23 protein-coding genes and 1 riboswitch are annotated in these 26964 nt (G+C 44.9%); of the genes, 17 read left to right on the top strand and 6 right to left on the bottom strand.

The window, feature by feature from the left end; all coding sequences use genetic code 11:
• Positions 1-111 precede the first annotated feature (111 nt).
• Positions 112-288: a hypothetical protein gene (locus tag PBF_RS26080; RefSeq protein ID WP_160169244.1), complete on the bottom strand. Its 177-nt coding sequence runs from the start codon at positions 286-288 to the stop codon at positions 112-114.
• A gap of 437 nt (positions 289-725) precedes the next feature.
• On the opposite strand from PBF_RS26080, the gene PBF_RS04675 reads away from it, so the two are divergent.
• From PBF_RS04675 to PBF_RS04655, 5 genes are all read left to right on the top strand, one after another.
• Positions 726-1661 (top strand): 3-hydroxyacyl-CoA dehydrogenase family protein, encoded by a 936-nt coding sequence (locus tag PBF_RS04675; protein ID WP_035327727.1) that lies wholly within the window; start codon positions 726-728, stop codon positions 1659-1661.
• 18 nt (positions 1662-1679) lie between these two features.
• A complete protein-coding gene (locus tag PBF_RS04670; protein WP_035327725.1) occupies positions 1680-2441 on the top strand; it encodes an SDR family NAD(P)-dependent oxidoreductase in 762 nt (253 codons plus the stop codon).
• A 58-nt stretch (positions 2442-2499) separates the two neighbouring features.
• Positions 2500-3783, top strand: coding sequence for a histidinol dehydrogenase (gene hisD / locus PBF_RS04665; RefSeq protein WP_035327723.1), 1284 nt, complete (start codon positions 2500-2502; stop codon positions 3781-3783).
• 51 nt (positions 3784-3834) lie between these two features.
• On the top strand, positions 3835-4839 hold the full coding sequence (locus PBF_RS04660; RefSeq protein ID WP_035327721.1) for a LacI family DNA-binding transcriptional regulator: 1005 nt from the start codon (positions 3835-3837) through the stop codon (positions 4837-4839).
• A 195-nt stretch (positions 4840-5034) separates the two neighbouring features.
• Complete coding sequence (locus PBF_RS04655; RefSeq protein WP_035327719.1) at positions 5035-6345, top strand: GntP family permease; 1311 nt, start codon at positions 5035-5037, stop codon at positions 6343-6345.
• Between the two features lie 426 nt (positions 6346-6771).
• Here the strand turns inward: PBF_RS04655 and PBF_RS26075 are convergent, their stop codons facing one another.
• Entirely contained in the window at positions 6772-6945 is a 174-nt protein-coding gene (locus PBF_RS26075) for a hypothetical protein (RefSeq protein WP_160169243.1), read from the bottom strand.
• Positions 6946-6948: 3 nt separating this feature from the next.
• Between PBF_RS26075 and PBF_RS25750 the strand changes: the two genes are divergently transcribed.
• From PBF_RS25750 to PBF_RS04625, 7 genes are all read left to right on the top strand, one after another.
• Positions 6949-7191: a hypothetical protein gene (locus PBF_RS25750; protein ID WP_152539662.1), complete on the top strand. Its 243-nt coding sequence runs from the start codon at positions 6949-6951 to the stop codon at positions 7189-7191.
• A 92-nt stretch (positions 7192-7283) separates the two neighbouring features.
• Positions 7284-9083 (top strand): sigma-54-dependent Fis family transcriptional regulator, encoded by a 1800-nt coding sequence (locus PBF_RS04650; protein WP_035327717.1) that lies wholly within the window; start codon positions 7284-7286, stop codon positions 9081-9083.
• 152 nt (positions 9084-9235) lie between these two features.
• Entirely contained in the window at positions 9236-10432 is a 1197-nt protein-coding gene (locus PBF_RS04645) for an iron-containing alcohol dehydrogenase (RefSeq protein ID WP_035327715.1), read from the top strand.
• 15 nt (positions 10433-10447) lie between these two features.
• Complete coding sequence (locus PBF_RS04640) at positions 10448-11797, top strand: GntP family permease (protein ID WP_035327712.1); 1350 nt, start codon at positions 10448-10450, stop codon at positions 11795-11797.
• A 21-nt stretch (positions 11798-11818) separates the two neighbouring features.
• Entirely contained in the window at positions 11819-13276 is a 1458-nt protein-coding gene (locus PBF_RS04635) for a CoA-acylating methylmalonate-semialdehyde dehydrogenase (RefSeq protein WP_035327710.1), read from the top strand.
• 142 nt (positions 13277-13418) lie between these two features.
• Complete coding sequence (locus tag PBF_RS26705; RefSeq protein WP_275451088.1) at positions 13419-14387, top strand: methyl-accepting chemotaxis protein; 969 nt, start codon at positions 13419-13421, stop codon at positions 14385-14387.
• Positions 14388-14407: 20 nt separating this feature from the next.
• Positions 14408-16405, top strand: coding sequence for a methyl-accepting chemotaxis protein (locus PBF_RS04625; RefSeq protein WP_035327708.1), 1998 nt, complete (start codon positions 14408-14410; stop codon positions 16403-16405).
• A 389-nt stretch (positions 16406-16794) separates the two neighbouring features.
• Here PBF_RS04625 and PBF_RS04620 read toward each other — a convergent pair whose 3' ends face one another.
• Genes PBF_RS04620 through PBF_RS04610 form a run of 3 tightly spaced genes read right to left on the bottom strand, consistent with a single transcriptional unit; the run spans position 16795 to position 18344 of the window.
• Positions 16795-17070 carry a hypothetical protein gene (locus tag PBF_RS04620; RefSeq protein ID WP_051488808.1) on the bottom strand — a complete coding sequence of 92 codons (276 nt, stop codon included), beginning with the start codon at positions 17068-17070 and terminating at the stop codon, positions 16795-16797.
• Positions 17055-17315 (bottom strand): CGCGG family rSAM-modified RiPP protein, encoded by a 261-nt coding sequence (locus PBF_RS04615; protein ID WP_035327706.1) that lies wholly within the window; start codon positions 17313-17315, stop codon positions 17055-17057. Before PBF_RS04615 ends, PBF_RS04620 begins: the two co-directional genes overlap by 16 nt.
• A gap of 60 nt (positions 17316-17375) precedes the next feature.
• Entirely contained in the window at positions 17376-18344 is a 969-nt protein-coding gene (locus PBF_RS04610; RefSeq protein WP_035327704.1) for a nuclease-related domain-containing protein, read from the bottom strand.
• 333 nt (positions 18345-18677) lie between these two features.
• Between PBF_RS04610 and PBF_RS04605 the strand changes: the two genes are divergently transcribed.
• Positions 18678-20684: a penicillin-binding transpeptidase domain-containing protein gene (locus PBF_RS04605; RefSeq protein ID WP_035327701.1), complete on the top strand. Its 2007-nt coding sequence runs from the start codon at positions 18678-18680 to the stop codon at positions 20682-20684.
• Between the two features lie 681 nt (positions 20685-21365).
• A riboswitch (cyclic di-GMP riboswitch) is annotated at positions 21366-21449 on the top strand.
• Between the two features lie 152 nt (positions 21450-21601).
• Entirely contained in the window at positions 21602-21832 is a 231-nt protein-coding gene (locus PBF_RS04595; RefSeq protein WP_035327695.1) for a hypothetical protein, read from the top strand.
• A gap of 121 nt (positions 21833-21953) precedes the next feature.
• Here the strand turns inward: PBF_RS04595 and PBF_RS04590 are convergent, their stop codons facing one another.
• Positions 21954-22880: a LytR family transcriptional regulator gene (locus PBF_RS04590; protein ID WP_035327691.1), complete on the bottom strand. Its 927-nt coding sequence runs from the start codon at positions 22878-22880 to the stop codon at positions 21954-21956.
• A 182-nt stretch (positions 22881-23062) separates the two neighbouring features.
• Between PBF_RS04590 and PBF_RS04585 the strand changes: the two genes are divergently transcribed.
• The 3 genes from PBF_RS04585 (at position 23063) to PBF_RS04575 (ending at position 26870) form a co-directional block, all read left to right on the top strand.
• Complete coding sequence (locus tag PBF_RS04585; protein WP_035327689.1) at positions 23063-24709, top strand: hypothetical protein; 1647 nt, start codon at positions 23063-23065, stop codon at positions 24707-24709.
• A 22-nt stretch (positions 24710-24731) separates the two neighbouring features.
• The gene (locus PBF_RS04580) at positions 24732-25736 is read left to right on the top strand and encodes a hypothetical protein (protein WP_035327687.1); all 1005 of its coding nucleotides are present in this window, start codon (positions 24732-24734) and stop codon (positions 25734-25736) included.
• Between the two features lie 297 nt (positions 25737-26033).
• Positions 26034-26870 (top strand): hypothetical protein, encoded by an 837-nt coding sequence (locus tag PBF_RS04575; protein WP_035327685.1) that lies wholly within the window; start codon positions 26034-26036, stop codon positions 26868-26870.
• The last annotated feature ends 94 nt before the right edge of the window (positions 26871-26964 follow it).

Genomic DNA, 26964 nt, shown 5'->3' with positions numbered 1-26964 from the left:
CAGATTTACCCGGTCTATTTGCAAAAAGAGCGTCTCTATTTGCAGGTTTCCCGATTCTATTAGTAATGTTCACATTCACACATCACAACTGCCAAACTCCGAAACTAGAATCTATTTAAAAGTGTTATTTTCTATTACAGCAGCAACATCTGCCGAGCTGGATTGCTCTATTTGCAGAATTTCCCCCTCTATTTGCAGAAATGGCCATTCTATTTGCAGATTCAACCGGTCTATTTGCAAAAAGACGTCTCTATTTGCAGATTTCCCGATTCTATTAGTAATGTTCACATTCACACATCACAATTTACAAACTCCGAAACTAGAATCTATTTAAAAGTGTTATTTTCTATTAAAGCAGCAGCATCTGCCGAGCTGGATGGCTCTATTTGCAGGATTCCCCTCCCTATTTGCAGAAATGGCCATTCTATTTGCAGATTCAACCGATCTATTTGCAAAAAGACGTCTCTATTTGCAGATTTCCCGATTCTATTAGTAATGTTCACACTCACTCGCCAAGGGACAAGCAACCTGTCTCCCAAGCAGCCGCCTGGCATGGATTGATCTGTCAGTCATTCTGTTAAAATCAATCAAACGTTTGATTAATTTCTCAGCTGAAAACAAGAGAATATTTTAACAATTTATAATTTTATCTTGAAATTATAGCGCTTACATTGTATATTGAATACGTATTCAAAAACTAGAAATTTCAGAAAGATGGTGAGCGATTGGAGAGAATAGCTGTACTTGGGTGCGGCACGATGGGCCATTCAATTGCGCTTAATGCGGCCTGGGCCGGACTGAGCGTGACCATGCAGGGAATCAGCGACGCCGACCTGGAACAGGGCTGGACCAACATGCTGAAAAAGCATGAGGTTATGCTCAATAACGGTATTTTATCCGAATCGGAAGCTGGCCACATTCAGGAAAATATTAAAATGACGGTCTCTGTTGAAGAAGCAGTTCAGGGTGCTACTTTCGTGATTGAAGCTGTACCGGAAAACATTCAATTAAAGATTGACTTATTTAAACATCTCGACGCTCTCTGTGATCCTGATGTCATTCTCGCAAGCAATACTTCAGGCCTTAGTCCAACGGAGATTGCTTCAGAGACTGCCCATCCGGAACGCACGGTAGTGACGCACTTCTGGAACCCGGCACATTTAATTCCGCTTGTCGAGGTTGTTCGCGGAGAGAAGACCGGCGATGAAGCAGTGGAAAGATCCTTTCAGCTTTTAAAGCAAATGAAGAAAAAGCCGATTGAAGTGAAAAAAGAAGTTCCCGGTTTTGTCGGCAATCGCCTTCAATATGCACTTTTCCGTGAAGCCCAATACCTTCTGGAGGAAGGCATCGCAAGCAAAGAAGATATTGATGATGCCGTTACTTACGGAATTGGACGCAGGCTGCCGGTTTCAGGTCCGCTGATGACGGCGGATATGGGCGGACTGGATGTCTTCTCCGCCATCTCTGATTATCTGTTCCATCACTTATCCAGTGCAGAGGAATCTTTGCCGGCACTAAAGAAGCTTGTGTCTGAACAGAAGCTCGGCGATAAAACGGGTGAAGGCTACTACAAGTGGGATGAGGCTTTTTCCAAAGAGTACAATCAGAAAAGGGAAGCTGAGCTGATCCGTTTTTTAAAAAAGGATCTGGGAATCCAATAAAGCTGATGGAGGAATGGCATGAAGAACTTTCCTGATCTGGAGAATAAATCAGTAATCGTGACAGGCGGAAGCAAAGGAATCGGAAGGGATATTGCCATGTCCTTTGCGGAAAACGGAGCGAAGGTTGTGATCGTGGGGAGAAATGAAGATGCACTCCGCCAGACAACCGATGAGCTGAAAAAAATTAACACCAATAGCTATTATGTTGCCGCTGATTTAAATAATGTCTCAGAGATTAAAAGAATGACAGAAGCAGCAGTGGATTATATGGGCTCTCTCGATGTGCTGATCAATAACGCCGGAATTAACCGGGCCAAGCCTGCAATGGACGTGACGGAAGAGGACTGGGACCTGACGCTTGATACCAATTTGAAGGCAGCGTTTTTCTGCAGCCAGAAAGCAGCCGAGTATATGATCCCGAAGCAATCCGGCAAGATAGTCAACATTGCTTCCCAGATGGCGTTTGTCGGCTACTATAAACGGGCTGCCTATTGTGCAAGCAAGGGCGGCATGGTGCAGCTGACGAAAGCGCTCGCGGTGGAATGGGCATCACATGGCATTAATGTAAATGCAGTGGCTCCCACCTTTATTGAAACCGAGCTGACATCAAAAATGTTCGAGGACAAGGAATTTGAAAAGGAAGTCTACGGCAGAATTCCGCTTGGAAAGCTTGCGGATGCCGAGGATGTTTCAGCAGCCACCTTATTCCTTTCTTCCAATCTATCAAAGTTCATTACAGGCGATACCATTAAAGTTGACGGCGGCTGGACAGCCATTTAAATTTTTTTCTTTCATTTTGCATACGTATTCAAAAAATAAAAACAGGAGTGATATCAAAATGGCAACTTTCTTAAAACAAGGCAAGAACGACCAAGAGGTACAGGAAGCAGATGTAAAAGTAAGAGAATCGGTGAGCGCCATTCTTAAAAATATTGAAGAAAACGGAGATGCAGAGGTTCGTAAGCTTTCCGAGCAGTTTGATAAATGGTCACCGGGGCAATTCAGATTAACTGAGGAGCAAATCCAGGAGATCGTGGCATCTGTACCGGAGCAAACGATCAATGATATCAAATTTGCTCAAGAGCAGATCCGCAATTTCGCTGAGCATCAAAAAGCAGCACTGCAGGACATTGAAGTCGAAACATTGCCTGGTGTGTTCCTTGGCCATAAAAATGTGCCAGTAAACAGTGTCGGCTGCTATATTCCGGGCGGACGCTACCCGATGGTTGCTTCCTCCCACATGAGTGTTCTGACTGCTAAAGTAGCGGGCGTTAAACGCGTAATTGCCTGCACACCTCCGATTAAAGGAGAAATTCCTTCTGCAACCGTTGCGGCTATGCATCTTGCAGGCGCTGACGAGATTTATCTTCTTGGCGGAATCCAGGCGATGGGTGCAATGGCAATCGGAACAGAAACCATTGAGCCGGTTGATATGCTCGTTGGGCCAGGAAATGCGTTTGTAGCAGAAGCAAAGCGCCAATTATACGGAAGAGTCGGAATCGATCTGTTCGCAGGCCCAACAGAGGTTCTTGTCATTGCAGATGAAACAGCTGATGCAGAAATGGTCGCAACAGACCTTTTAGGACAGGCAGAGCATGGACCAAACTCTCCGGCATGTCTAATTACAACATCTGAAAAATTAGCGAATGAAACAGTAACAGAAATCGAGCGCCAGCTGGAGACTCTTCCAACAGCAGATGTTGCAGGTGCGGCATGGAAGGATTACGGTTCGATCATTCTTGTAGACAGCCTGGAGGAAGCCGTAGTGGAAGCGGATAAACTGGCTTATGAGCACGTGGAGGTTCTAACTGAGGATCCAAACTACTTCCTTGAAAACATGACAAACTACGGTGCACTTTTCCTTGGACCTGAAACAAATGTGGCATACGGTGATAAAGTAATCGGAACAAACCACACGCTTCCTACCAAAAAGGCAGCACGCTACACTGGCGGGCTATGGGTTGGAAAATTCCTGAAAACGTGCACTTACCAGAGAACAACACCTGAAGCAAGTGCAAAGATCGGTGAATATGCATCCCGCCTATGTGATCTTGAAGGCTTTAAAGGCCACCAGGCACAGGCTGATCTTCGTGTGAAACGCTACAGCAGTCTCGTGAAGTAAGCAAAATCTGTTATAATTTCTCTGTCTAGATTCAGGCAGGAGGAACAAGCGTTGAAAAATAAAAAAGTGACAGCCATGGATGTCGCCCGATTGGCAGGCGTTTCCCAATCGAGCGTATCCCGGGCTTTTAGTGAAAATTCAAGTATCTCATCCAAAAAGAAACAGCTTATTTTGGAGGCTGCTGAACAGCTGGGATATCAGCCGAATGCCATAGCAAGGGGCCTTATTACCAATCACTCCCGCATCATTGGCGTTGTCATGCGAAATATCCAGAACCCTTTTTATCCGGAAATCCTTGATAAGTTTTACAGCAGACTGGCTGAAAAAGGGTACAAGGTGATGTTTATCAACTCCCAGAATAACGAAATCCAAGAGGATGAAGTGAGCCATTTAATTGAATACAGCGTTGAGGGAGCCATCATCACCGATGCGCTTTTGACCTCATCGACTGTGCAGAAATTTACCCGCAATGGCATCTCGGTCGTCCTGTTTAACCGATATGTGAACGATTCCTTAAGCAGTGCTGTTGTATGCGATAACTTTGCTGCCGGGAAAAGGATTGGGCACTACTTGATAGAAAAAGGACATGAAAATCTCGCCTTTATCTCCGGACCGATGAATACATCAACAACAGTTGATCGAAAAAATGGCTTCCAGGAAGCTTTGGCAGAACACGGCATCTCTTCCTTTTTAACCGAAAACGGCCTTTATTCATATGAAGGAGGATTTGCAGCAGCCCAAAAACTGCTGGAACGCAGTAAAAAGATAGATGCCATCTTCTGTGCAAATGATATATCCGCTTTCGGCGCAATGGATTATCTGAAAAAACAGGGGATCAGAATCCCTGAGGATATCTCTGTAGTAGGCTTTGACAATGTGGCAATGTCAGATTGGTCATCCTATGAATTAACCACCTGGCACCAGCCTGTTGACGAAATGGTCGATTATTCGATTAACCTTCTTTTGGAGCATATCAATGGGGACACGGACATTCCTGAAATCCAAAGATTAGAAGGCCATTTGGTGGAAAGAGGATCCGTAAAGGACAGAAGGTAATGGAGAGAAGGTGTGGGTTTTAGTAAAACCAATTTTACATCTTTGAAGTTCGATAAGTGTCTAGCTCCAGGCGCCATCGGCTCTCAGGTCTAAGCCAATCCGTCCAAAAGGTTAAAGAACAACCTTTCAGCCGGCTTGTCTTATGCTTGATGTCGATAGGCGGGCGCCTTGTGCTTTTCTGATAGGAGGCTTTTTATGCTAAGTATGATTGGATTGCTTGGGGGGATCGGGCTTCTCATCTATTTGACGATGAGAGGAATGAACCTGCTGCTTGCTGCCCCTCTTGCTGCATTTATTGTTGCAATATTCAGTGGATTGCCGATTTTCCCTCAGCTGGCAGGCGAGGGTGAGGTCAATTTTCTGACCAACTATATGAACGGTTTTGCCGGATTTATTACATCCTGGTATTTGATGTTCCTATTCGGGGCCATTTTCGGAAAACTTATGGAAGACAGCGGAGCAGCAGACAGTGTTTCCAAATGGATTATCGATAAAATTGGCATGAAGCGGGCTGCATTAGCCGTTGTCATTGCCTGTGCGGTCTTAACCTATGGCGGCGTAAGTCTGTTTGTTGTGGCATTTTCCGTCTATCCAATGGCTTTGAGCCTATTTAAAGAAGCCAACCTGCCAAGAAGGTTTATACCGGCAGCTCTTGCCTTCGGTTCGACTACATTTACCATGACGTCTGCCGGCTCCCCGGAAATCCAGAACTGGATTCCGATTGAATTCCTGGGAACTTCCCCGTATGCTGCCTGGGAAGTCAGCTTTATTGTTGCTGTCTTTATGATGGCATTTGGATACTGGTGGCTGAAGAAAATGATTAACAAGGCGATTCGCAATGGAGAAAAATTTGAGGCAAGGGAAACAGATTCTGCACTAATCCGTGAAAACTTGCCAAGCCCATTATTAAGTGTGATTCCGCTAGTGGTCGTCCTTGTGATTTCGTTTATTTTCCATGATTCATTAGCACAGTCAGCCTTGATTATTGCCTTATTGAGCGGCTGCTTTGCAACATATTTTCTTAACCTTAAGTATTTCACGAATGTATGGGGTGCTGTATCAGAAGGAACGATTGGCGCATTGATTGCCATTGCCAATACATCTGCAGTGGTGGGCTTTGGCGGTGTGGCTAAAGCAACCCCTGCCTTTGCTAGTGCGGTTGATGCCATGACCAGCATTCCGGGAAGCCCTTTAATTGGGGGAGCCCTGGCTGTTGCTGTCATTGCCGGTCTGACCGGATCAGCTTCAGGTGGTCAATCCATCGCCTTGCCGCTGCTTGCTCCGCATTATCTGGATATGGGTGTCAATGCAAGTGAACTCCATCGTGTTGTAGCGATATCATCGGGATCAATAGATTCCCTGCCGCATGGCGGTTATGTTGTGACAACCATCCGGGCGATCTGCGGCGAGTCCCATAAGGATGCCTATCCGGCATTTGGTGCTCTGACAGTGATTGTTCCGATACTTGGTGTTATTTTAGCGGTCATTTTATTCTCAATTTTCTAAAGTTATAGCAGAAAGACAGAGGGATTTAGGCTCTCTGTCTTTCTTTCTATCAAAATCGGGCGGTATCCGCTGTGCGTGATAGCTCTATTTGCAGAATTAGCATTTCTATTTGCAAGGTTGGGTCATTCTATTTGCAGGTTCAACCAGTCTATTTGCAAAATAAGCATCACTATTTGCAGGTTTCCGAATTCTATTAGTAATGTTCAAAACTGCGAAACTGGATTTTCTATTAAACTCGGCGGCAAATGCTGTGCGGATTGCTCTATTTGCAGAATTACCATTACTATTTGCAAGATGGGCCATGCTATTTGCAGGATCAACCAGTCAATTTGCAAAATGAGCTTCTCTATTTCCAGATTTCCGGATTCTATTAGTGATGATCACACATTAGCACCACCTGCCAAATTCGAAACTCAACCTATCTATTTAAAAATGGTATTTTCTATTAAACTCGGCGGCAAATGCTGTGCGGATTGCTCTATTTGCAGAATTACCATTACTATTTGCAAGATGGGCCATGCTATTTGCAGGATCCCCCAGTCTATTTGCAAAATAAGCATCACTATTTGCAGATTTCCCGTTTCTATTAGTGATGTTCACACATTGGCACCACCTGCCAAATTCGAAACTCAATCTATCTATTTAAAAAAGGTATGTTCTATAAAAACCGGCAGCATCCGCCGTGGGAATGCTCTATTTGCAGAATTAACATCACTATTTGCAAGATGGGCCATGCTATTTGCAGGTTCACCCGGTCTATTTGCAAGACAGGTCATTCTATTTGCAGGGTCAACCAGTCTATTTGCAAAATACGCATCACTATTTGCAGATTTCCCATTCCTATAAGTAATGTTCACACTCAGGCACCACACTGGAACCTATCTATCTTTTTAAAAGTGTTATAATTTAGAAAATTAAGATTAACGGAGGGGTTCCGTATGCCTCAATCCATTTCTGATAAGAAAGAGGACTTACTAAATGATGAGCACCTTAAAGTGAAAAACTGGATGACACCCAGTCCATTTTGCATCCGGCCTGGACAGACACTGGCAGAAGCTTCAAAAATGATGGCGGATCTTCATCAGGAAAGCCTGCCTGTCACAGATGAAGCCAATCGTCTGGTTGGAATGATTACTTCCAGGAAGCTGCTTAACTACTTTGCCCAGGGCAACCCGGGTGGTGCATTAATTGGCAGCATTCCCAAATCGAATCAGGCAGCTGTCCGGCCGGATGATTCTATCCTTGAAATTATGTCGCTTCCATATGATCAGCTTCCTGTCACGGGTGAAGATGGAAAGCTCCTTGGAATCCTGACAGCCAGGGATATCCTGGATGGGCTCTCCAAATACCTGTATAAGCTAAGGCAGCAGCATAATTCCGAGGGTGCACTTGGCGCCATTTTGGAAAGTGCCTATGAGGGAATAGCAGTTGTCGATGAAAACGGCATTCTGCAGGAATTTAACGAAGCCTATAGCCGTTTTACCGGCATTAAGCGGGAGGATGCAATTGGCAGGCATGTCACAGAGGTCATTGATAATACACATCTTCACGAGACTGTAAAGACCGGGATAGCCGAACGAGGGGTTCTCCAGAACATTCAGGGGCATGACATGGTAGTGCACCGGATCCCGCTCTGGAAGGAAGGCCGGATTGCCGGAGCCATTGGAATGCTGATTTTTGAGGGAGTAACAGAAGTTTATAAAATCTATGAAAAGCTGCAGGAAAATCAAGAGGCCAAGCCGGATCTTTTCACAAAGAAAAAGGAAAATGACAGCCGGGTTACCCTTGACCAAATCATTGGGACAAGTGAAGGGATTACGGAGGTGAAGAGGCTGGCACGGAAGGCTGCAAGGACAGCAGCCACTGTCCTCATAACAGGGGAAAGCGGGACGGGAAAAGAGATGTTCGCCAAGAGCATCCATCACCTCAGCCCTTTTTCCACCGGGCCTTTCATCAGTGTCAACTGCGGGGCCATTCCGGAGCACTTATTCGAGTCTGAACTGTTTGGCTATGAAGAAGGAGCCTTTACTGGGGCGAAAAAAGGCGGAAAGCCGGGAAAGTTTGAGCTTGCGGACAATGGCACGATTTTTCTCGATGAAATCGGAGAGATGCCGCTTGTCATGCAGACCAAGCTGCTGCGGGTCCTGCAGGAAAAGGAAGCTGAACGTGTCGGCGGTGTGAAAAAGTATCAGATAAACGTCCGAGTTATTGCCGCGACAAACCGTAACCTTATGCAAATGGTTGAAACGGGAGAATTCCGGGAGGATCTTTATTACCGGCTGAACATCATCCAGCTCCATATCCCTCCGCTGCGGGAACGGAAAAAGGATATTCCTGTCCTGCTGGTCCATTATCTGAAGGAAATCTGTGAGCGGTACCAGGTACCTGGAAAACTATTTACATCTGAGGCGGTGAACGCTTTTGTCCAGCATCCGTGGAGAGGGAATATCCGTGAGATGGTGAATACAGTGGAACAGCTGGTGACACTGGTTGATGGGAAGGTTATTGACTATCATCATTTGCCGGAGATGCTGAAAAAGCCGGAACCCCCCTTGAAAAAAGAGGATCGGGCTGCTGGGTCTATTGAGGAAGCTAAATTACTGGGCAGCCAAAAAGAATCTGAAATTATTCTGGATGCATTAAGAAGAGCAGGCGGAAATAAATCGAGAGCTGCAGAGTTGCTTGGAATTCATCGGACAACTCTCTACCAAAAGCTGAAAAAACATAGAATAACCTGAATGAAGTGTAGTGGTTTCACTACAAAAAATCTACAGTTGTAGTGTAGTGGCTACACTTTTACAAAAAGAAAACACTGACTTTACTGGGTTTCAAAGTTGGCACGCTCCTTGCATGTATAAGTAGTAATAGAACAAAAGGGGTGGAATGTCCAATGGAGAAACCAGCAGTTTTCCGGGTGCCGGAAGCGATTTTTTATGGAAGGGGGTCTTCCGAAAAAGTTGGTGCTGAAGCGGCGGCTAGAGGGAAAAACGCGTTAATTATCAGTGATAAAATAATGGATCAGCTTGGATATGTAAGTGAATGCAGAACATATCTCCAGGAAGCAGGGGTAAAAAGTGAGATTTATCTCGGGGTAGCATCAGAGCCGACTGACGAGTATGTGGCAGAAGCGCTGGAGCTATTTCAAAAGCAGCAATGTGACCTGGTTATTTCAGTAGGCGGCGGCAGCTGTATCGATACAGCAAAAGCCATTGCGGTTCTAGCAACAAATGGCGGCTATATCGGCGAGTATATGGGAGGAAAGAAACCCGCCAAGAATGCACCGGTTCCTCACATAGCGATTCCGACAACAGCAGGGACTGGCTCTGAGGCCACAGATGTAACCGTCATCACAAATTCATCCAATGATGTCAAAATGATGATCAAACAGCCTGCTTTTATGCCGAGCGTTGCGATTGTGGATCCGCTGCTCACACTTTCATCTCCGAAGAATGTCACATCCGCAACCGGGGTCGATGCCCTAAGCCATGCGGTTGAAGCATATCTATCCAAAAAGGCACATCCGATGACAGACACAATGGCGATATCGGCCATGAAACTGATCGTGGAAAATATTTTAACCGCTTACAATGAGGGGGACAATGTCGATGCCAGGGAGGCGATGAGCCTAGGATCACTGCAGGCTGGAATGGCGTTCTCGAACGCATCCGTATGCCTTGTGCATGGCATGAGCCGTCCAATTGGCGCATTATTCCATGTTCCTCATGGAATCTCGAATGCCATGCTCCTGCCGGCTGTTCTTGAATTCAGCCAGGAAGCATGTGTGGACCGCCTGGCGGATATCGGCCGAATTTTTCAGCCTGATAATGAAAGCCTTACCAACGAAGAAGCTGCAGAAGTGGCTGTTCAATCCGTCAAAGAGCTTTGCCGGAAATTAAATATTCCTAACTTAAGAGGATGGGGAATAGATGGGGAAGCCTTTACGAATGCGGTTGGCAAGATGGCAGACGACGCGATCGACAGCGGCAGCCCCGGCAACAACCCAAGAGTGCCGGCTAAGAGCGAACTCGAAGAGCTCTACCATGTCTGCTATGATTATCAGTTTTCCTCTGAAACAGAGAAAGTGTAACAGGGGGACATACAGATGATTGGAATGCTGGGGTTAATCGCTTCACTGCTTCTATTAATGTATTTAACTATGAAAGGCGTAAATATTATTATTGCCGCCATCATCAGTGCAGTTGTAGTTGCTCTGACAGGAGGGCTTAACCTTGAGACAGCCCTGACAGAGCATTACATGACAGGCTTTACAGGCTATTTTTACTCATGGTTCCTCATCTTTTTATTGGGAGCCATATTCGGAAAAATCATGCAGGTAACCAAGGCGGCTGACAGCATTGCGAATTGGGTCAAGGATACACTTGGGCCATCAAGAGCGGTATTTGCAGTCGTGGCGGCGGCAGCCATCATGACTTACGGAGGCGTCAGCTTGTTTGTTGTAGGCTTCGCCGTTTATCCAATTGCTGTGTCCCTATTCAAAGTGGCAAACCTGCCGCATCGTTTTATCCCGGCGGCATTGGTGTTCGGATCCATATCCTTTACGATGACAGCACCAGGCTCGCCGGAAATCCAAAACCTGATTCCGACTGAGTTTTTTGGAACAAAGCCGACAGCGGGCGGAATCATCGGGGTGTTAATGGCACTTCTGATCATGGTAATAGGCGGTATTCTGCTTAGCCGGATGGTGAAAAAAGCGGTCAAAAATGGCGAGGCTTTCTCATTGCCAAACCAGCCGTCCGGTGCTAATGAGTCGGCAGCAGCTCTTGAATCGGAGCTGGAGATGCAAAGGCCTGATGCTGCTCCGGCAGGGAAGGACTATCCGAATGTGATCATGGCCATCTTACCGCTGGCATCAGTGATTGCGATTTTAAATACGGCAGCCAACTTCACTTCTTCAACGGCGGCCGCATTGATTTCTCTGACAAGCGGCATCGTTCTGGCATGTGTGCTGATGATGAAATATTTAGTCGGATTCTGGGAGGCGCTTGCCAAGGGTGCTCAGGATGCTTTAGTCGCAGCCGCCAATACGTGTGCAGTTGTAGGATTTGGAAGTGTTGCAGCCCAAGTTGCTGCGTTTGATACTTTTGTGGATGCACTGGTAAATATCCCGGGACCGCCGTTAATGGGACTGGGGATTGCCGTTACTCTGATATGCGGTATTACCGGATCGGCATCAGGCGGCTTAGGCATTGCGCTGCCGATTCTGGCGCCAATGTATCTGTCGCAAGGACTGGACCCAGGTGCCATGCATAGAATTTCAGCCCTTGCATCCGGCGGATTGGACTCACTGCCGCATAATGGCTATGTCGTGACAACGATCCGGGCGATTTGCGGAGAAACCCATAAGAGGTCCTATTGGCCAATCTTTATTCTAAGTGTAGCAATGCCAACGGCTGTACTATTCCTGGCAATATTCTTATATTCAATCTTTTAATTTCGAAAGGGGATTTTACTTATGACAGCGACAACAACAACGGTATTAAAAAACTTTATCAATGGCGAATGGGTGGATGCCAATACAGATAAATTCGAAGTGGTGCCAAACCCGGCAACAGGAGAGGAGCTTGCCCGCACACCGATTTCCACACGCGAAGATGTCGATAACGCCGTTCAGGCAGCCAAGGAAGCTTTTAAAACCTGGAGCAAAACACCGGTGCCAAAGAGAGCGAGAATTCTATTTAAATACCAGCAGCTTTTAATAGATAACTGGGACGAGCTGGCAAAGCTGATTACACAGGAGAACGGAAAGAACTATAAAGAAGCCTATGGCGAGGTGCAGCGCGGAATAGAATGTGTGGAATTCGCTGCAGGTGCTCCTTCCCTCATGATGGGCAAGCAGCTTCCGGATATTGCGACAAACATTGAATCAGGCATGTACCGCTATCCGGTTGGTGTTATTGGCGGCATCACACCTTTCAACTTCCCGATGATGGTTCCCTGCTGGATGTTCCCGCTCGCGATTGCATGCGGCAATACATTTGTATTGAAGCCATCTGAGAGAACACCAATCCTTGCTAACCGCCTGGCAGAGCTGTTCACAGAAGCGGGACTTCCGGCTGGCGTATTCAATATTGTTCATGGTGCCCATGACGTGGTAAACAGTCTGATTGACCATAAAGATGTACCGGCAATTTCGTTCGTTGGCTCCCAGCCTGTAGCCGAGTACATTTACAAATCAGCTACAGCAAAAGGCAAGCGCGTCCAGGCGCTGGCCGGTGCCAAGAACCACTCAATCGTGCTGCCTGATGCAGACCTTGATGGCGCGGTTAAGGAAATTATTGCTGCTGCATACGGTTCAGCAGGCGAAAGATGCATGGCCTGCTCTGTGGTAGTAGCCGTGGATTCCATTGCCGACGAGCTGGTTGCGAAACTGAATGAACAGGCGGGCCAGCTGACAATCGGAAACGGCTTGGATGAAAGTGTATTCCTTGGCCCGGTCATCCGCCAGGAAAACAAGGAACGCACAAGCAATTACATTGAAATTGGCGAAAAAGAAGGAGCAAAACTTGTCCGTGATGGCCGCAAAGACGAAGCATACCATGAAAACGGCTACTTCATTGGACCGACGATTTTTGATAATGTAGATCCATCAATGAAAATCTGGAAAGAAGAAATCTTTGCACCGGTACTTTCTGTGGTGCGTGTAAAAAATCTTGAAGAAGCGATCGAGCTTACGAACAAATCCGACTTCGGAAACGGTGCATGCCTATTCACTGACAGCGGAAGCAGCGTCCGCTACTTCAGAGAAAACATCGAGGTCGGCATGCTCGGAGTGAACATCGGCGTACCGGCACCAATGGCCTTCTTCCCATTCTCCGGCTGGAAAAACTCCTTCTATGGAGACCTTCACGCAAACGGAACAGATGGAGTGGAATTCTATACGAGGAGAAAGATGCTGACTGCACGCTGGTAAAAATAAAAGAGTAGAGACACCTGCCATAAAAAGCGGGTGTCTCTTTTTTTTGAATACATAGACCCAGATATTTTAAAAAAAACGTGAAAAAGGTCACAAAATTTCACGTTTTCTGTCGATATAATAAAGGAGTATATAAGAGATGGGGAGATCAATGATGTTCGGAAAAGGAAAGTTGAAGCAGCTGGAAGATGAAAAACGGGAATTGGAGGCAAAACTCCAGTTTGCAGAAGAAGAGTTTCAGCGCAAGGAAAATTTTTATCAGACACTGATTCAATCATTTAACGAAGATTTGACAACTACAGTAAACCAGCATGAAATGGTCAATGGTCAGCATTATATGCTGGGAGATCTGGTTCTGAAAATAAAAGACGGTTTTGAAAATGTAAAAAAACATAGCGAAGCTACTTTTTCAAACAGCCTCACTCTATCGGATAAAGGGGAAAACCTGATTCAATCTGCAAAAGAGATGGTCAAAAGCTCGGAGGATGGCCGCGGATCCGTCAGCAAGTCTGAGCATCTGATTAAGCAGCTGGGAGAGCAGCTGGAAGTGAATTCACAGAAAATGGAGGCGCTGAGCAAACGATCAAAAGAAATCGAGATGATTGTTCAGGTCATTAAAGATATTGCAGAGCAAACGAACCTTCTTGCATTGAATGCATCCATTGAAGCGGCACGCGCAGGCGAACAGGGCAAAGGATTTGCAGTCGTGGCGGATGAGGTCCGGAAACTGGCTGAAAGCACCGCGACGAGCACCGCGAATATCAGCTCCCTGACGAAAAATATTCAGGACGACATTGAAGCAACGCTGAATTCAACAGTCGCAAGCACCGAATTAATTAAAGATGGCATGTCCCTCAGCGGCCAAACTACCAGCAAAATTGATTCGATCACGAACCTGATCCATACAGTTGAAGCCGAAGTCAGTGAAGTGATTGAAATGATCAACATTCAGAAGGGATATTCCGAGGAAGTAGCTGATGAGATTGCGGATACAAAGTCAGTTTTTGACCAGGTGAACGAACTGATTCAGAGACATATTGACGATGCCAGGGTTGTTGACGAGAAGCTGGAAGGCGCCATCTCGCAGGTTAAGGCGGTAAATTACTAAGTTTTAAAAGGGGTCACATGATGAAAAAGAAAAAACAGAAAGAAAAAGGGTCGCTGTTTTCATTTACGATTAGAAAGAAATTATTGCTCTCTTTTATTATTATTCTATTAATTCCTTCTATTTCAATCGGCTACATATCCTATCAGAAGGCGCATGATGAGATAAAGGACCAGATTTCCATGAGTGCAGATGAGAATGTTAAGATCCTTGATCAATTTATAATCAACTTTATAAAGCCTAAGATGGAAGATACGAATTACTTTTCCAAAAGGATCAAAAAGGACTTTTATACAGAGGCAGAACTGGAGGGTACGGTAAACGCATTTAGCCAGTATAAAGATCTTCATCCGGAGGCAGTCGCTATTTATGCCGGTTCTGATAATGGCGATTTAGTTATCTATCCCCGTGCAGATCTGCCAGCTGACTTTGATGCCACCACCCGCCCCTGGTATAAGGGAGCCATGGAGGCCAAGGGAAAAGCCTTCATTACAGAGCCATATGTTGACGCTGTCAGCGGAAACATCTTAATCACCGTAGCGCAAAAGCTCGGCGACAGCTCAGGTGTTATTGGAATTGACTTAAGTCTCTCTGCTCTTAGTGAGCTTTCCAATAATATTAAAATTGGAAAAGAGGGCTATCCTGCCATCTTAAGTGCAGAGGGAAGCTTTTTAGTACACCCGCAGGAGAAGCCGGGCACACAGGCGGAAGGCAGCTGGCTGCCGCAAGTCCTGGAAAAGGAAAAGGGACAGGTTGAGTACACGCTTAATGGCGTAAAGAAAGAGATGCATTTTACCACCAATGGCCTGACAGGCATGAAGGTAATCGGCACGATGAACCTGAAGGAAGTGACGTCATCTGTCCAGCCTATCTTAGTGTCGACAGTCATATTCATAGCCATCTTCGTCCTTGTGGGTGCACTTGTTTCTTACATTATTGTCCGTTCGATTACCCGCCCGCTCAATCTGCTGATCGCGGCAACCGATAAAGTCAGCGAAGGAGATCTGACCCAGAAGTTTATTGTCAAGAACAACGATGAAATCAGCAAACTGGGTGTCAGCTTTAATAAGATGGTCCTATCGCTGCAGCATCTGATCAACCAGGTGAGCGAAAAAGCGGTTCATCTTGCATCCTCATCTGAACAGCTGACAGCAAGCTCTGAGCAGAACAACATGGCAACAGAGCAGGTGGCCAACTCCATCCAGGAAGTAGCTTCTGCTACTGAGCAGCAGACAGAAAAAGTGAAAGAAAGCACCTCTGTCGTCAAGGAAATGTCCGGCCGCCTTCAGCAGATTATGAATAACACCAATGTCGTGGCGAAGACGGCGAATGAGACAAATGAAGTGGTGGTAAAAGGAAATGCAGCCATCGACCTTTCGACGAACCAGATGAAAAATATTAATGTAACAGTCTCAGAACTGGGTTCCATTGTTCATACATTAGGGAAACGTTCGGAGGAGATTGGTGAGATTGTCAATGTGATTTCTGCCATTGCCGACCAGACGAACCTGCTCGCACTGAACGCAGCCATTGAAGCCGCAAGAGCAGGCGAGCACGGAAGAGGCTTCGCTGTTGTGGCCGATGAAGTCCGCAAGCTCGCAGAACAATCGTCCAAGTCAACCGAAAGCATCCGCGAGCTGATCTCAACGATCCAGACGGATACAAACAAAGCCATCTCTTCCATGGAAAAGGGCACGGCTGAAGTGGAAAAAGGAATTGACCTGGTGAACAATGCCGGAGATGCCTTCAGCCACATCCAGCAATTTGCCGACACCGTTTCGGGCCAGATCGCAGAAGTGTCATCATCCATCAGGGACATGGCCGAAGGTGCCGACCAGGTGGTGGAACTCGTAAGCGCAATCGAAGAAATTGCCGCTGTTACAACAGCCGAAAGCCAGGACGTATCCGCCGCTACAGAAGAGCAGCTGGCATCCATGGAAGAAATCGCGGCATCCGCTGCTTCGCTTTCAGGGATGGCGGAGGAACTGCTGGATTCTATTAAGAGGTTTAAAGTGGAGTAAATGTGAGGGACCCGCCAGGATTGGCGGGTCTATTTTAAATTTGGATAAGGCTTGGCTGCTGAGGAGGAGGAGGTGGGCAATTGTGAACTCTGCAAATAGGATTGGAAAATTAGCGAATAGATTTATTAAAGCTACAAATAGAAATGGAGATTCTGCAAATAGAATGGGAAATTTGCAAATAGCCGGCTCCTTCCTGCAAATAGAAGATTCGGGTTAATTTTTAAAATAAAAAATTGCAAATAGAAATGGAGATTCTGTAAATAGAATGGGGAAATTGCAAATAGCCGCCTGCAACCTGCAAATAGAAATCACTCCTCATCCTGCCAAACCGAAACCTCTCCAAATAAAAAAAGCCGCAAAAGCGCATCCAGCGCTTTCACAGCTCCCGTTTAAGGAAAATAGATATCCAGACGATTCTTATCTCTCCGCATAATATAGTAATTTTGAAAATCCTCGCCTATCTTTATATTACGATACTTCTTCGAGTTGATGGTTACGATTCGTTTTCTATTCTTGATAAAATAAATCTTTCCATGATGCACATAAATCTCATCAAAACTGGTCCCATCCCGATTGATAAGCTCATCTTCAAAATAATAATTCAAAATGACATGCCGGTTTTTATAGTCACACAAAATAGTCAGATCTTTCATTTGTTTTTCCATACCCTCAAAACATACCCCCCGCATCCGCATTGATCGATAAATTGAGGGTCCACTTTATTTCCGAAGTATATGAGCAGTGCTTCAGTTAGGTAGTTATCGGGATTTCCTAACTCAGCTGGTGTGACTATATTGACATAATACCCTTTAGCTGTCTGGCTTACTGCCGCAATCGCTTCGTTGATCAGAAGCTCCAAATCACTAGCGTAATCACCATGCTCAAGTGAAATAGACCAGTTCTTTTCCATATTAGCACCTCAATTCAGCCTGATTATAAATTAAATTATTGGGAAAATTTGTGAGGTTAATCACTGTTCAGGGGATTTTTCGTAAATTCGGTGTCTTTTATTTCTTTTAAAAGAAAGGTTCATCCTGGAGAGTAATCTTGAAGCCGCATAGGGGGATAGTATGTGGGTGAATGAGCGGAATTGCGAGTTGGTAATTGCCGGCTTAATTAGCCGGAAGTAGTCTTGGACTGCAGCTTCATGTGCTGACGAAGAGGAAAACAAACACATTGGGCAGTGCCATTTCCCCCAATGGAAAATCATCGGAAGGGAAGTGCATTTAGGACAGCTGACACCAGTGAGAATGTCTTCAGCTGAAACATTGAAATGCTCGAGAATCTCGGATTGTGCAGGGGTATGTTTTTTTAACAAAGTCCGGCATAGCTTCCGTATCTCCTTAGTGTCAGTTTTTTCGTGAGTGAACTTATTTTCAATGCCATTCATTTTGGATAAAAGGTGATGAGAGTGTAAGACTTTCTTAGATATTTGCAGCGGGTCTGTCTCTGCCTTAATAATGGTAGAAGGGTGGCTGATTACAACTAAAAAATCAACAGGAATGCCAGGGAATCCATTTAGGTCAAGCCAGTTTCTAAACTGGTTTGTCTGATGCCGGCCTTGTGAAATGGGGTCTGGAAATCCTTCCTCTTTGTCGTTATGGATGCGGATGACCTGCTGGAAATGAGGGCTGAAAATCAAGGTTCCTGTCCAATTTTTAACTTCCAATATGAGTGCAAAATTTGCCGTCAGCAGCAATGCATCGATTTGAAAAAAATGCGATCCGTTTGATAGCCGCAAATCATGAAAAATCCAATACTTCTTAGGTTCAAGAAAGCTTAAATAATAAAATAACCTTTCTTCTCCCTTAAATCCTGCACTTCTCTTTTTATATTCTGAAATCACTTTCTCACGTGCTGGATGCTGTTCGGGGATTCTTCTTAACAAAGCTTCAAGCTGGAGATTCAATTCAGGGACTTTCAGACTTTTACTAATCAAGTATAGCTCTCCTTTCTATGTTTACTTAGTTATTTTCGATATAAATGTCTATATACCTTTTTTAGATGGGAGGCTATTTGCAATTTTTCGTGCTCTATTTGCAGGTATAGATCGCGGGCACATCCACGATTTTTCTATTTGCAGGAAGCATGTAGCTATTTGAAATTTTCCGGTTCTATTTGCAGAAAATCCCCTGCTATTTGCAGAATCACCCATCTATTTGCAACCTTTCCCGCTCAATTTGCAAAGTTTACATTCGACAAATTTCGCCAGATGATGTCACTAGGAAATTTCTCCATTTAAATGATAATATAGTATCAGGGAGGGTGATGTATGAGAAAGGTTTTGGTTTTTGTTTTTGCAGCCCTGGTTTTGGCCGCTTTGAGCGGGTGCAATAAGGAGATTAAGCCGCAGGATCGCTTTTCGCAGTACGTGGAGCACTGGAATAAGCAGGAGTTTGAGAAGATGTATGAATTCCTGTCGGAGGATGCGAAGCAGTCGATCAGCAAAAAGGATTTTGCAGCCCGTTATGAAAAGGTTTATAAGGATTTAGAGATAGATAATCTGAAGGTAACATACAAGCCGGATATGGAAAAGGAATACGAAAAAGAAGAGAAGGCGAGTTTTCCTTTTTCAGCCAGCATGGACAGTGCTGCCGGCAAGATAGAATTTACCCATGATGCCAAGCTTGTGAAGGAAGAAGCGAAAGAAGAAGACAACTGGTTTGTTGCCTGGGATACGACTTATATTTTCCCGGAGCTGGGGCCGGAGGATAAAATCAGCTACTCAACTGTTCCGGCACAGCGCGGAGATATTGTGGACCGTACAGGTGACCCGCTGGCTCTAAATGGCACGCTCTATGAAATCGGAGTCGTGCCTGAACAGATGGGTGACCAGAAGGAACAGACGATCAAAGGGCTGTCTGCAGCCTTGGGAATGTCTGAAGAGCAGATTAATAAAAGCTTGAATGCCAGCTGGGTGCAGCCGGGATACTTTGTGCCAATTAAAAAGGTCTCCCCCGATGATCAGGAAACGCTCAGCAAGGTGTTCGCACTAAAAGGCGTCCTGAAGCAGGATGTCAAAGGCAGAGTCTATCCAATGGGTGAATCAGCTGCCCATTTAATCGGCTATGTCGGACAGATTACTGCCGATGAAATGAAAGAGCGTGAAGGCTATTCAAGCACCGATATTATCGGAAAAAGGGGACTTGAACAGGTCCTTGAAGAGCGATTGAAAGGTTCAAATGGCATCAAAATCGGCATTCAAAAGAAAGACGGTTCTGAAGTAGTTCTCGCTGAAAAGCCGGTAGAGAACGGTGAAACTATTCAGCTTACCATCGACATGAACCTGCAGAGGTCATTATACAATGAGCTTGGAGGAAAGCCGGGAACCGCAGCAGCGATCGATCCGGTTACCGGAAATACGCTCGCTCTTGTCAGCAGCCCGAGCTTCGACCCGAACCAGGCGTCACTCGGTTTTACCGCGGATGAGTGGAAGGCGATTGAAGCGAATAAGGACATGCCCCTTCTGACACGGTTCAAGCAAACCTATGCGCCAGGTTCCGTGATGAAGCCGCTGACAGGCGCAATCGGACTGACAGAGGGAACCTTAACCCTTGATGAAACAATTAATGTCAAAGGCCTCCAATGGCAGAAGGACAGTTCATGGGGCGGCTATAAAGTCACTCGTGTCAAGGATCCGGGCGGACCGGTTAACTTTGAAAAAGCAATGATGTATTCGGATAATATCTATTTTGCACAGCAGGCGCTTGAACTGGGAAAAGAAAAGTTTTCAGCCGGACTCAAGAAATTCGCGTTTGAAGAGGAAATTCCATACGCATTCCCGCTGGAACCTTCCAAGATTGGCGGCCTGGACACAGAGATCCTGCTCGCTGATTCCGGCTACGGCCAGGGCCAGGTGGAAATGAGCATTGTCCATCTCGCAGCATCATACACACCTTTTATCAATAAAGGCTCCATGATCAAACCTGTTCTTCTGGAAGAAGAGGAAAAGGGACAGGTGCTGAAGGAAGCTATCATGAGTGAAGAAACAGCCGGCACGGTGGCAGCCGCAATGGCTAAAGTCATCCAGGATCCAGGCGGAACCGGCCGTACGGCTTATATGAAAGACTACCCGCTGGCCGGGAAAACCGGAACAGCTGAGCTGAAGAAAAGTGCAGATGAAAAAGGACAGGAGAATGGCTTGTTCGTTTCCTACAATCCGCAATCTCCTAAACTGCTCATCGCGATGATGATAGAAGGCGTTGAAGACAGCGGCGGATCGAAAGTGGTCGTGGAGAAAGTGAAGAAGGTATTTGAAGAGCATAAAGGGCGGTTTTAAAAATAGGGTCTGCATCCAATAGGGTGCAGGCTTTTTTTAAAAGATAAGAAAGTATATAATTTTTGAACGTCGATAACTGTCTAGCGCAAGCAGCCTACCCCCTCGAGACATAAGCCAATCCCTTCCAGAAGGAAAGAACACCTTCTTGCAGGGCTCGTCTTATGCTTGTCGTCCCTGTGCAGTCGCCTCCACATTTCGGACAATCCTCCCAAAAAGGCAAAGAACTCCTTTCCGGGAGGCTCGTCTTGTGCTTGAGGCCCCCAGGACAAGGAAGGCTTCGTCAGCATAATCATCGCACGACCAAAAGCGAAAGCTTTTGGGAGGATGGGGGTCATGCAGACGTTGCCACAGGACGTGGCGTTCTTAGTCTGCGTTCATTCGTGGGCAAGGCGCTTGCGCTTTTCTTGAGCCCGGCGAAATATTATAACCTGATGAGGACCTGTACTATCCAGCAAATAGATTTCATGATACTGCAAATAGCCAGCATGATCTTGCAATTAGATATCTAATCTTGCAAATAGCAGTCTTAATCTTGCAAATAGAAGAGAAAAACTTGCAATTAGAGCACAAGTTTCTAAGCAACCGGGCATATACATAAAACAAAAGTAATATTATTTTAAGATTTTATCGAAAATTGTTGAAATTAATAGCTGAAAAGTCTTATTATAATAGTAACAAAAATCAAATATTCGGCAAACTTATTGAAAAGTAAGGACGCAAAGCCACGAGTCTAAGGTCATGGACTATGATAGTCGGGTTGCAGGTGTAATTGGGGCCGGAAACTAGACCCCAAACTCTTTGTAACCGGAAATCAGGTCTGTCCTTTGGCAGGCCTCTTTGCTGTTTAAAGGTTTGTTAATGTTTAGATAGGGAAACGAATTAATGACTGAAAAATCTAATAATAGGAGGAGAATTTATTGGGTGTAATATTTGGAACGGTGGAATACTTTGAAAAAGAGATTAAAGCATACGTGGCAAATAATCGCTTAAAGGAATCTAAACTCGAAAGGCTGAAAAAGATTACATCTGAACTTGAAAATGAACTGCTATATGACTTTTCTTGTCATGAAAGATTAAGACAGGAATGCCTGAAGAACCTCTCTGAAGCATATGGCAAGATGATACAGGGGAAGGCAGTAGCTATGTAATCAGGTCTCCTTCTAACGCTCCAGTTTTATCTTCTTGAAAGCTTCTGCAGAATAATCCCTCCCTGCATGTTTTCATACAAAAAACAGTGCATCCCCGATCAGGAGTGCACTGTTTTTTTATTTATTGCGGTAATCCTAAATGTCCCTTCAGTTCACCCTGCACCCGCTGCCTTTCTTCATCAGGCACAATCAGGTACCAGATGTCTCCGATATACTGGCCGGCGCCCTCTATGGTCAACTGCTGAATGTTATTCCTCGTATCTTTATAATTCTTTTGAATATCCATCATTTCTTTAAAGGTAATATCAGTTTTGACGTTTTTGCCGAGAGCTGCAAAGATGTCATCAAAACGAGTCAGGGAGCTGAAACTCGCCCCTTTGTTAATAACACCCTGGATGACCTGGCGCTGTCTTTGCTGGCGCCCAAAATCCCCATTCGGGTCATTCTTTCTCATTCTCACATACGACAGTGCTTCGCTTCCGTTAAGATGAATGCTTCCCTCGTTAAAGTGGAATTTTCCCATGTTGAAGTCTGTTTCGTTGGTTACATCAATACCGTTGACAGCATCCACAATATCCTTGAATCCATCCATATTCATTTTAATATAATAATCAATCGGGATATCCAGGAAATCTTCTACTGTATTGATGGCCATCTCAACATCGCCAAAAGCGTAGGCATGATTAATTTTGTCTTCCGTTCCGTGCCCGATGATGTCAGTCCGTGTATCTCTGGGAATGCTCAGCATTTTTACAGATTTCCGGTCGGGATTAACAGTCAGCACAATCATCGTGTCCGATCGGCCTTTATCTCCCTGGCGCTCGTCCACTCCAAGCATCAGGACCGAAAATGGCTCTCTTTCTTCCAAGGTGATCGTTTCTTCACGTTTCTCCGATTTTTCCCGCTGAATCGGCTCCTGCATGGTATCAACAGCAGAAGTCAAAGAGTTATATACATAAAAAGCATAAGCGCCGGCACCTAATAGCAATGTGATAAAAAACAGCGCGATAACAAGAGTCCACTTTTTCCGTCCCTTTTTTCCAGCCAAATGATTTCACCTCAAATTAAAATTCTAGATCGATAATACCACAATTGTAATGAAAAAGAACTATCCTGGATGTCCCGCCGCAGAGGTATTATTTGTCTTTATTTACCTATAGAATTTTAAGAAACCCGGGAATATAATCAAATGGAATTTATTATCAGTTCAGTTAAAAGGAGGAGGGCTATATGAAAATTGGCAGAACGGTAATCTCGTGCCTGGCAGGAGCGGGCATCTTTACAGCAATGTTTTTTTCAAGCGGAGCAGAACCTGCTAAAGCCGCATCTTCATCAGCCTACGCAGAAAAGCTCGTAAGGCAATCGGAGAGTTATGCAGGGTCTCTTAAGTGGGCCATATCTATTGAAGGAACAGGTGATGGCAAGACTATACCATGGGGTTATTATAATGGGACAAAAACAGCCTATGCTAATGCAAAAAAGGCAGTCGGGATCCTTCCGCAAAGTGCAAAGAAAACGGAGCTTCTAAATCGGCTGGAGCAGAATGTCAATCTATACATCAGTGTTCAGCCTGGCAAGACAGGCCGGGCAGTCGCTTATATCGATGCAATCAATGCAGGTGCAAAAATAGAGAAAGCAAAACTCTCCCTGAAAAACCAGCTGGACAAAAGTATCATAAACGATGAAACAGAAAGGTTATATCATAATCTGTCATGGGAGCTTAAAAAGCAACCGTATCTCCTGGACCGGGTATACGGCCAGACCACCCGTGACTTAATCCGCCAGCATTTTAAAAAATCGGCCGAACAGCTGCGTGTACAGGCGCTTTATCCCGTTTCCATTAAAATGGCTTTAGATAAAGTGAAAACCAATATAGACAGCGGAAATTTACCAGAATCCAAAAGATATCTGGATGAAACATATGCTTTATTTGTTAATGGGGAAAAGACAGGCAATCTGCTGCCTTCCTCAGCCATCTATCAGACTTTAATGAAAACATACGAAGAATATAAAACGCTGATCAGCGAATGGGAGCGGAATGAAGTAACGCTGGATTCGGCATTTGTACGTTATTCAGGCAGTGAAGGAACCCACCTGACGATCAGTAAAAACCATACCATGATGCTGAGTTTGACAGATGCCTATCCTCTCGAATCATTGGAATTGCATTTATCTGCACCAGCAAAAAAAGCAGTTGTTTATGTCACCAGGGAGATGAATGGAGAAGAAATCACTGAAAAAATTCACTCAGTGGAAAAAGCTGACAGGCTTTCAGCAGATTTATCTCAATCTGAGCTTTTCAAGCTGCCCGACCCAACGCTAAAAGAGAATGACGGAGCTCCTGGCCGCACTTTCCGCTTCAAAGTCGATGTTACAAACCTCTCCGGTGAAACAAAATCTTATTACGCGAATCTCGGCATCGGTGCTTTCAAATATGGAAGCGGCTTTAAAAGCGGAACCTACTACACTGACTATGGATACTCAATCGATGTGGCAGGGGCGTTTACACTCTATGACCATGGCAATGGCTTAGTCTATATTCCGAGAGACGAAAGCTGTTTAATTGATGACCCAATAAAGGGAACAGTCATTTGTGATCCGACCGGACATTTAAGCCTCAGAACGCTTGAACAGGGAACAGACATAGAAGCCTTGAAGCTTGAGGCGCTGCAATCATACGGCACACCAGTGAAGGACGTGGAGGAAGAACTGCTTCCAGGTACTCTTTATCATGTTCACACCGCTGCAAACGGGTTTTACTTGTATGAGATGGTCATAAACCACAATGGCCGGCTGCTGCAGATTAATTATTCCATTGAGCGCAATGCGGATTATGTGCGGGCTGGAATTGAATCGATGTTAAAGAGCATTAAATAACTTGCAATAGGAGAGTGTACAAGTGAAACGCATTTTTGCCTCCATAATGATCGGAATCTTACTTTTTACAGCTTTTCCTATCCAAAAAACAGAAGCCGCCTATACATACAGCCAGGCTGAAAAGCTTGTGGTCCAGGCAGAAAAATGGGCTGGAGCGCTAAAGTGGCAAATTTCTGTTGAATATAATAAAACACTCGAAATGCCTGATATGAAATTGTTCAACAGTACCAAAACTGCCTACAGTACAGCGCAAACAGCTGTTAATTCATTAAAGGATTCAAGAAAAGCTGCGCTCCAGTACCGTCTTGGTCAAAATGTGGAGCTCCACATTAACCGGGCCATTGCCTATATTGACGCACTGAATGGCGGCAAAAAAATCGAAAAGCTGTCAAATGAGCTTAGCTATCTGATTAAAGAAGAAATCTATATGATCCGCATGGATGACCTGTACCACGAGCTTTCCTATGAAATCCGCAAACAGGCAATTCTACTGTACAGAGTATACGGCAAGTCAACCCGTGAAGCCATTTTGGCCAAATACAAGCTTCCGGCTGAACAGCTGAAAAGCAAGGTCGCCTATTTTGTCACAGTCAAAGATCTCGTGGACAAAGCAAAGCTTGAGATGGCAAAGGATGAAGTGGATATTTACTTGATGATCAATTATCTGGACAAAGCCAATAGCATGCTGGATAAAATCACCCCCGAGCATGCGATGAGGGCACTGCAAACGGATATTGTGAAACTCTCTTCTGAATTAAGTTCAATAAGTGAATCCTATTTTGAAGGCCCAATGATTGAAGGATTGAACACAGAAGACGGCTTTCAGGAAACCATGATCGTGATTTTTGACATGGCCGACTATCTTCAGGAAGAACTCTATCTTCTTGATGAACCGCTTAAATACCAGCAAACAAGAATATTAACTTTTGAGTTTGAAGGCTTTGAATACACGGTCCTTCTTTATAAAACAGATGAAAATCCGTGGGTGCGGCCGGACTACTACACGCTGGATATAACGGAAATTTAGCAAAGAGCTCTCCGATATGGAGAGTTTTTTTACGGATAAATGTGAACAATGCAAATAGCAGGAAGCATTCTGCAAATAGATTTCAATTTTGGCAAATAGAAGCCCAGCATCTGCAAATAGAATTCCATACCTGCAAATAGAGAAAGGAATTCCGCAAATAGAACTTTCCACCTAACCGCGAAACTGAAAGCAGGGACTATTTTCTCAACTTTTCTAATCTATTACCTTACTATTACCTGCGTAAAAATATTTACAGTATAATAACCTTGATAAAAAATGGAAGGATGGTACAAAAAAGTGAAAAAATGGTTAACTGTTATTCTATCTTTCTTTATGCTGTTCGGTTTTACAGCACCTGCTGCAAGTGCGGCTGAAAGCAATACGTTCTGCAATCAGTACAAAGGTGTGAAAAAGATCTGGTGGGATGGCGTGGAATTAAAGTCCGGCCAGATTGGACGTTTGACGGTTCTAAAAGACACAACTCTTTATAAACTTCAGGGAGAGACAAAAGTCCCTTCCCGCACATTGAAGAAAGGCGAGTTTTATCGTATATATGCCTTTAAGCCCGGCAAGCTGAGTGTAGGCGGCGGCTATTATGTGGACCGCGATACAAAAGTAAAATATGAAACGCCGAGCAAAACAAAGTTAAGAGCAGCTCAATGCATCCATAATCCTTATGGGAAAAAGGGCAACCCAACCACAGTAGGTGTTACCTGGGACATGACGGCCAATGACTGGCTGGATGGGAAAAAGAAATACCAGATTACTATGACAGAAGCTGTGACCGATGCCAATCAGGCGTGGAAGATGATCGAACAGGCAAATATGTTCAATTCTCCTCCGCCGGCAGGAAAGAAATATATTCTTGGTAAATTCAAAATAAAATTAATTGAATTTGAAGGAAAGACATTTGACTCCTGGTCAGTCAGCCAGGCCATGTTTGATACGGTCACACAAAAAGGCGCGCTGAATGATCATTACATCGGAATTGTACCTCCAAGCCCTGAACTCCAGGAGCTTTATAAAGGCGGCCAGACTGAAGGATGGGTTCCGTTTGTTGTGGATGCCAATGACAATCCTTATATCGTGTGGAATCGCGGCTGGGAAGATGAGCTGTGGTTTAAAGTCCAGTAATAAATGGATGGGGCCTTCTCTTATGAGGAGGCTTTTTTCACTGCAGAATATCACGCTCTCATCCGATAAGATAAGTAGAATTCAATCTAGAGAG

The organism is Cytobacillus firmus DS1 (assembly GCF_000565285.1).
GTDB classification, from domain to species: Bacteria; Bacillota; Bacilli; order Bacillales; family Cytobacillaceae; genus Cytobacillus; species Cytobacillus firmus_A.
This window is presented reverse-complemented; position numbering and strand designations above follow the sequence as displayed.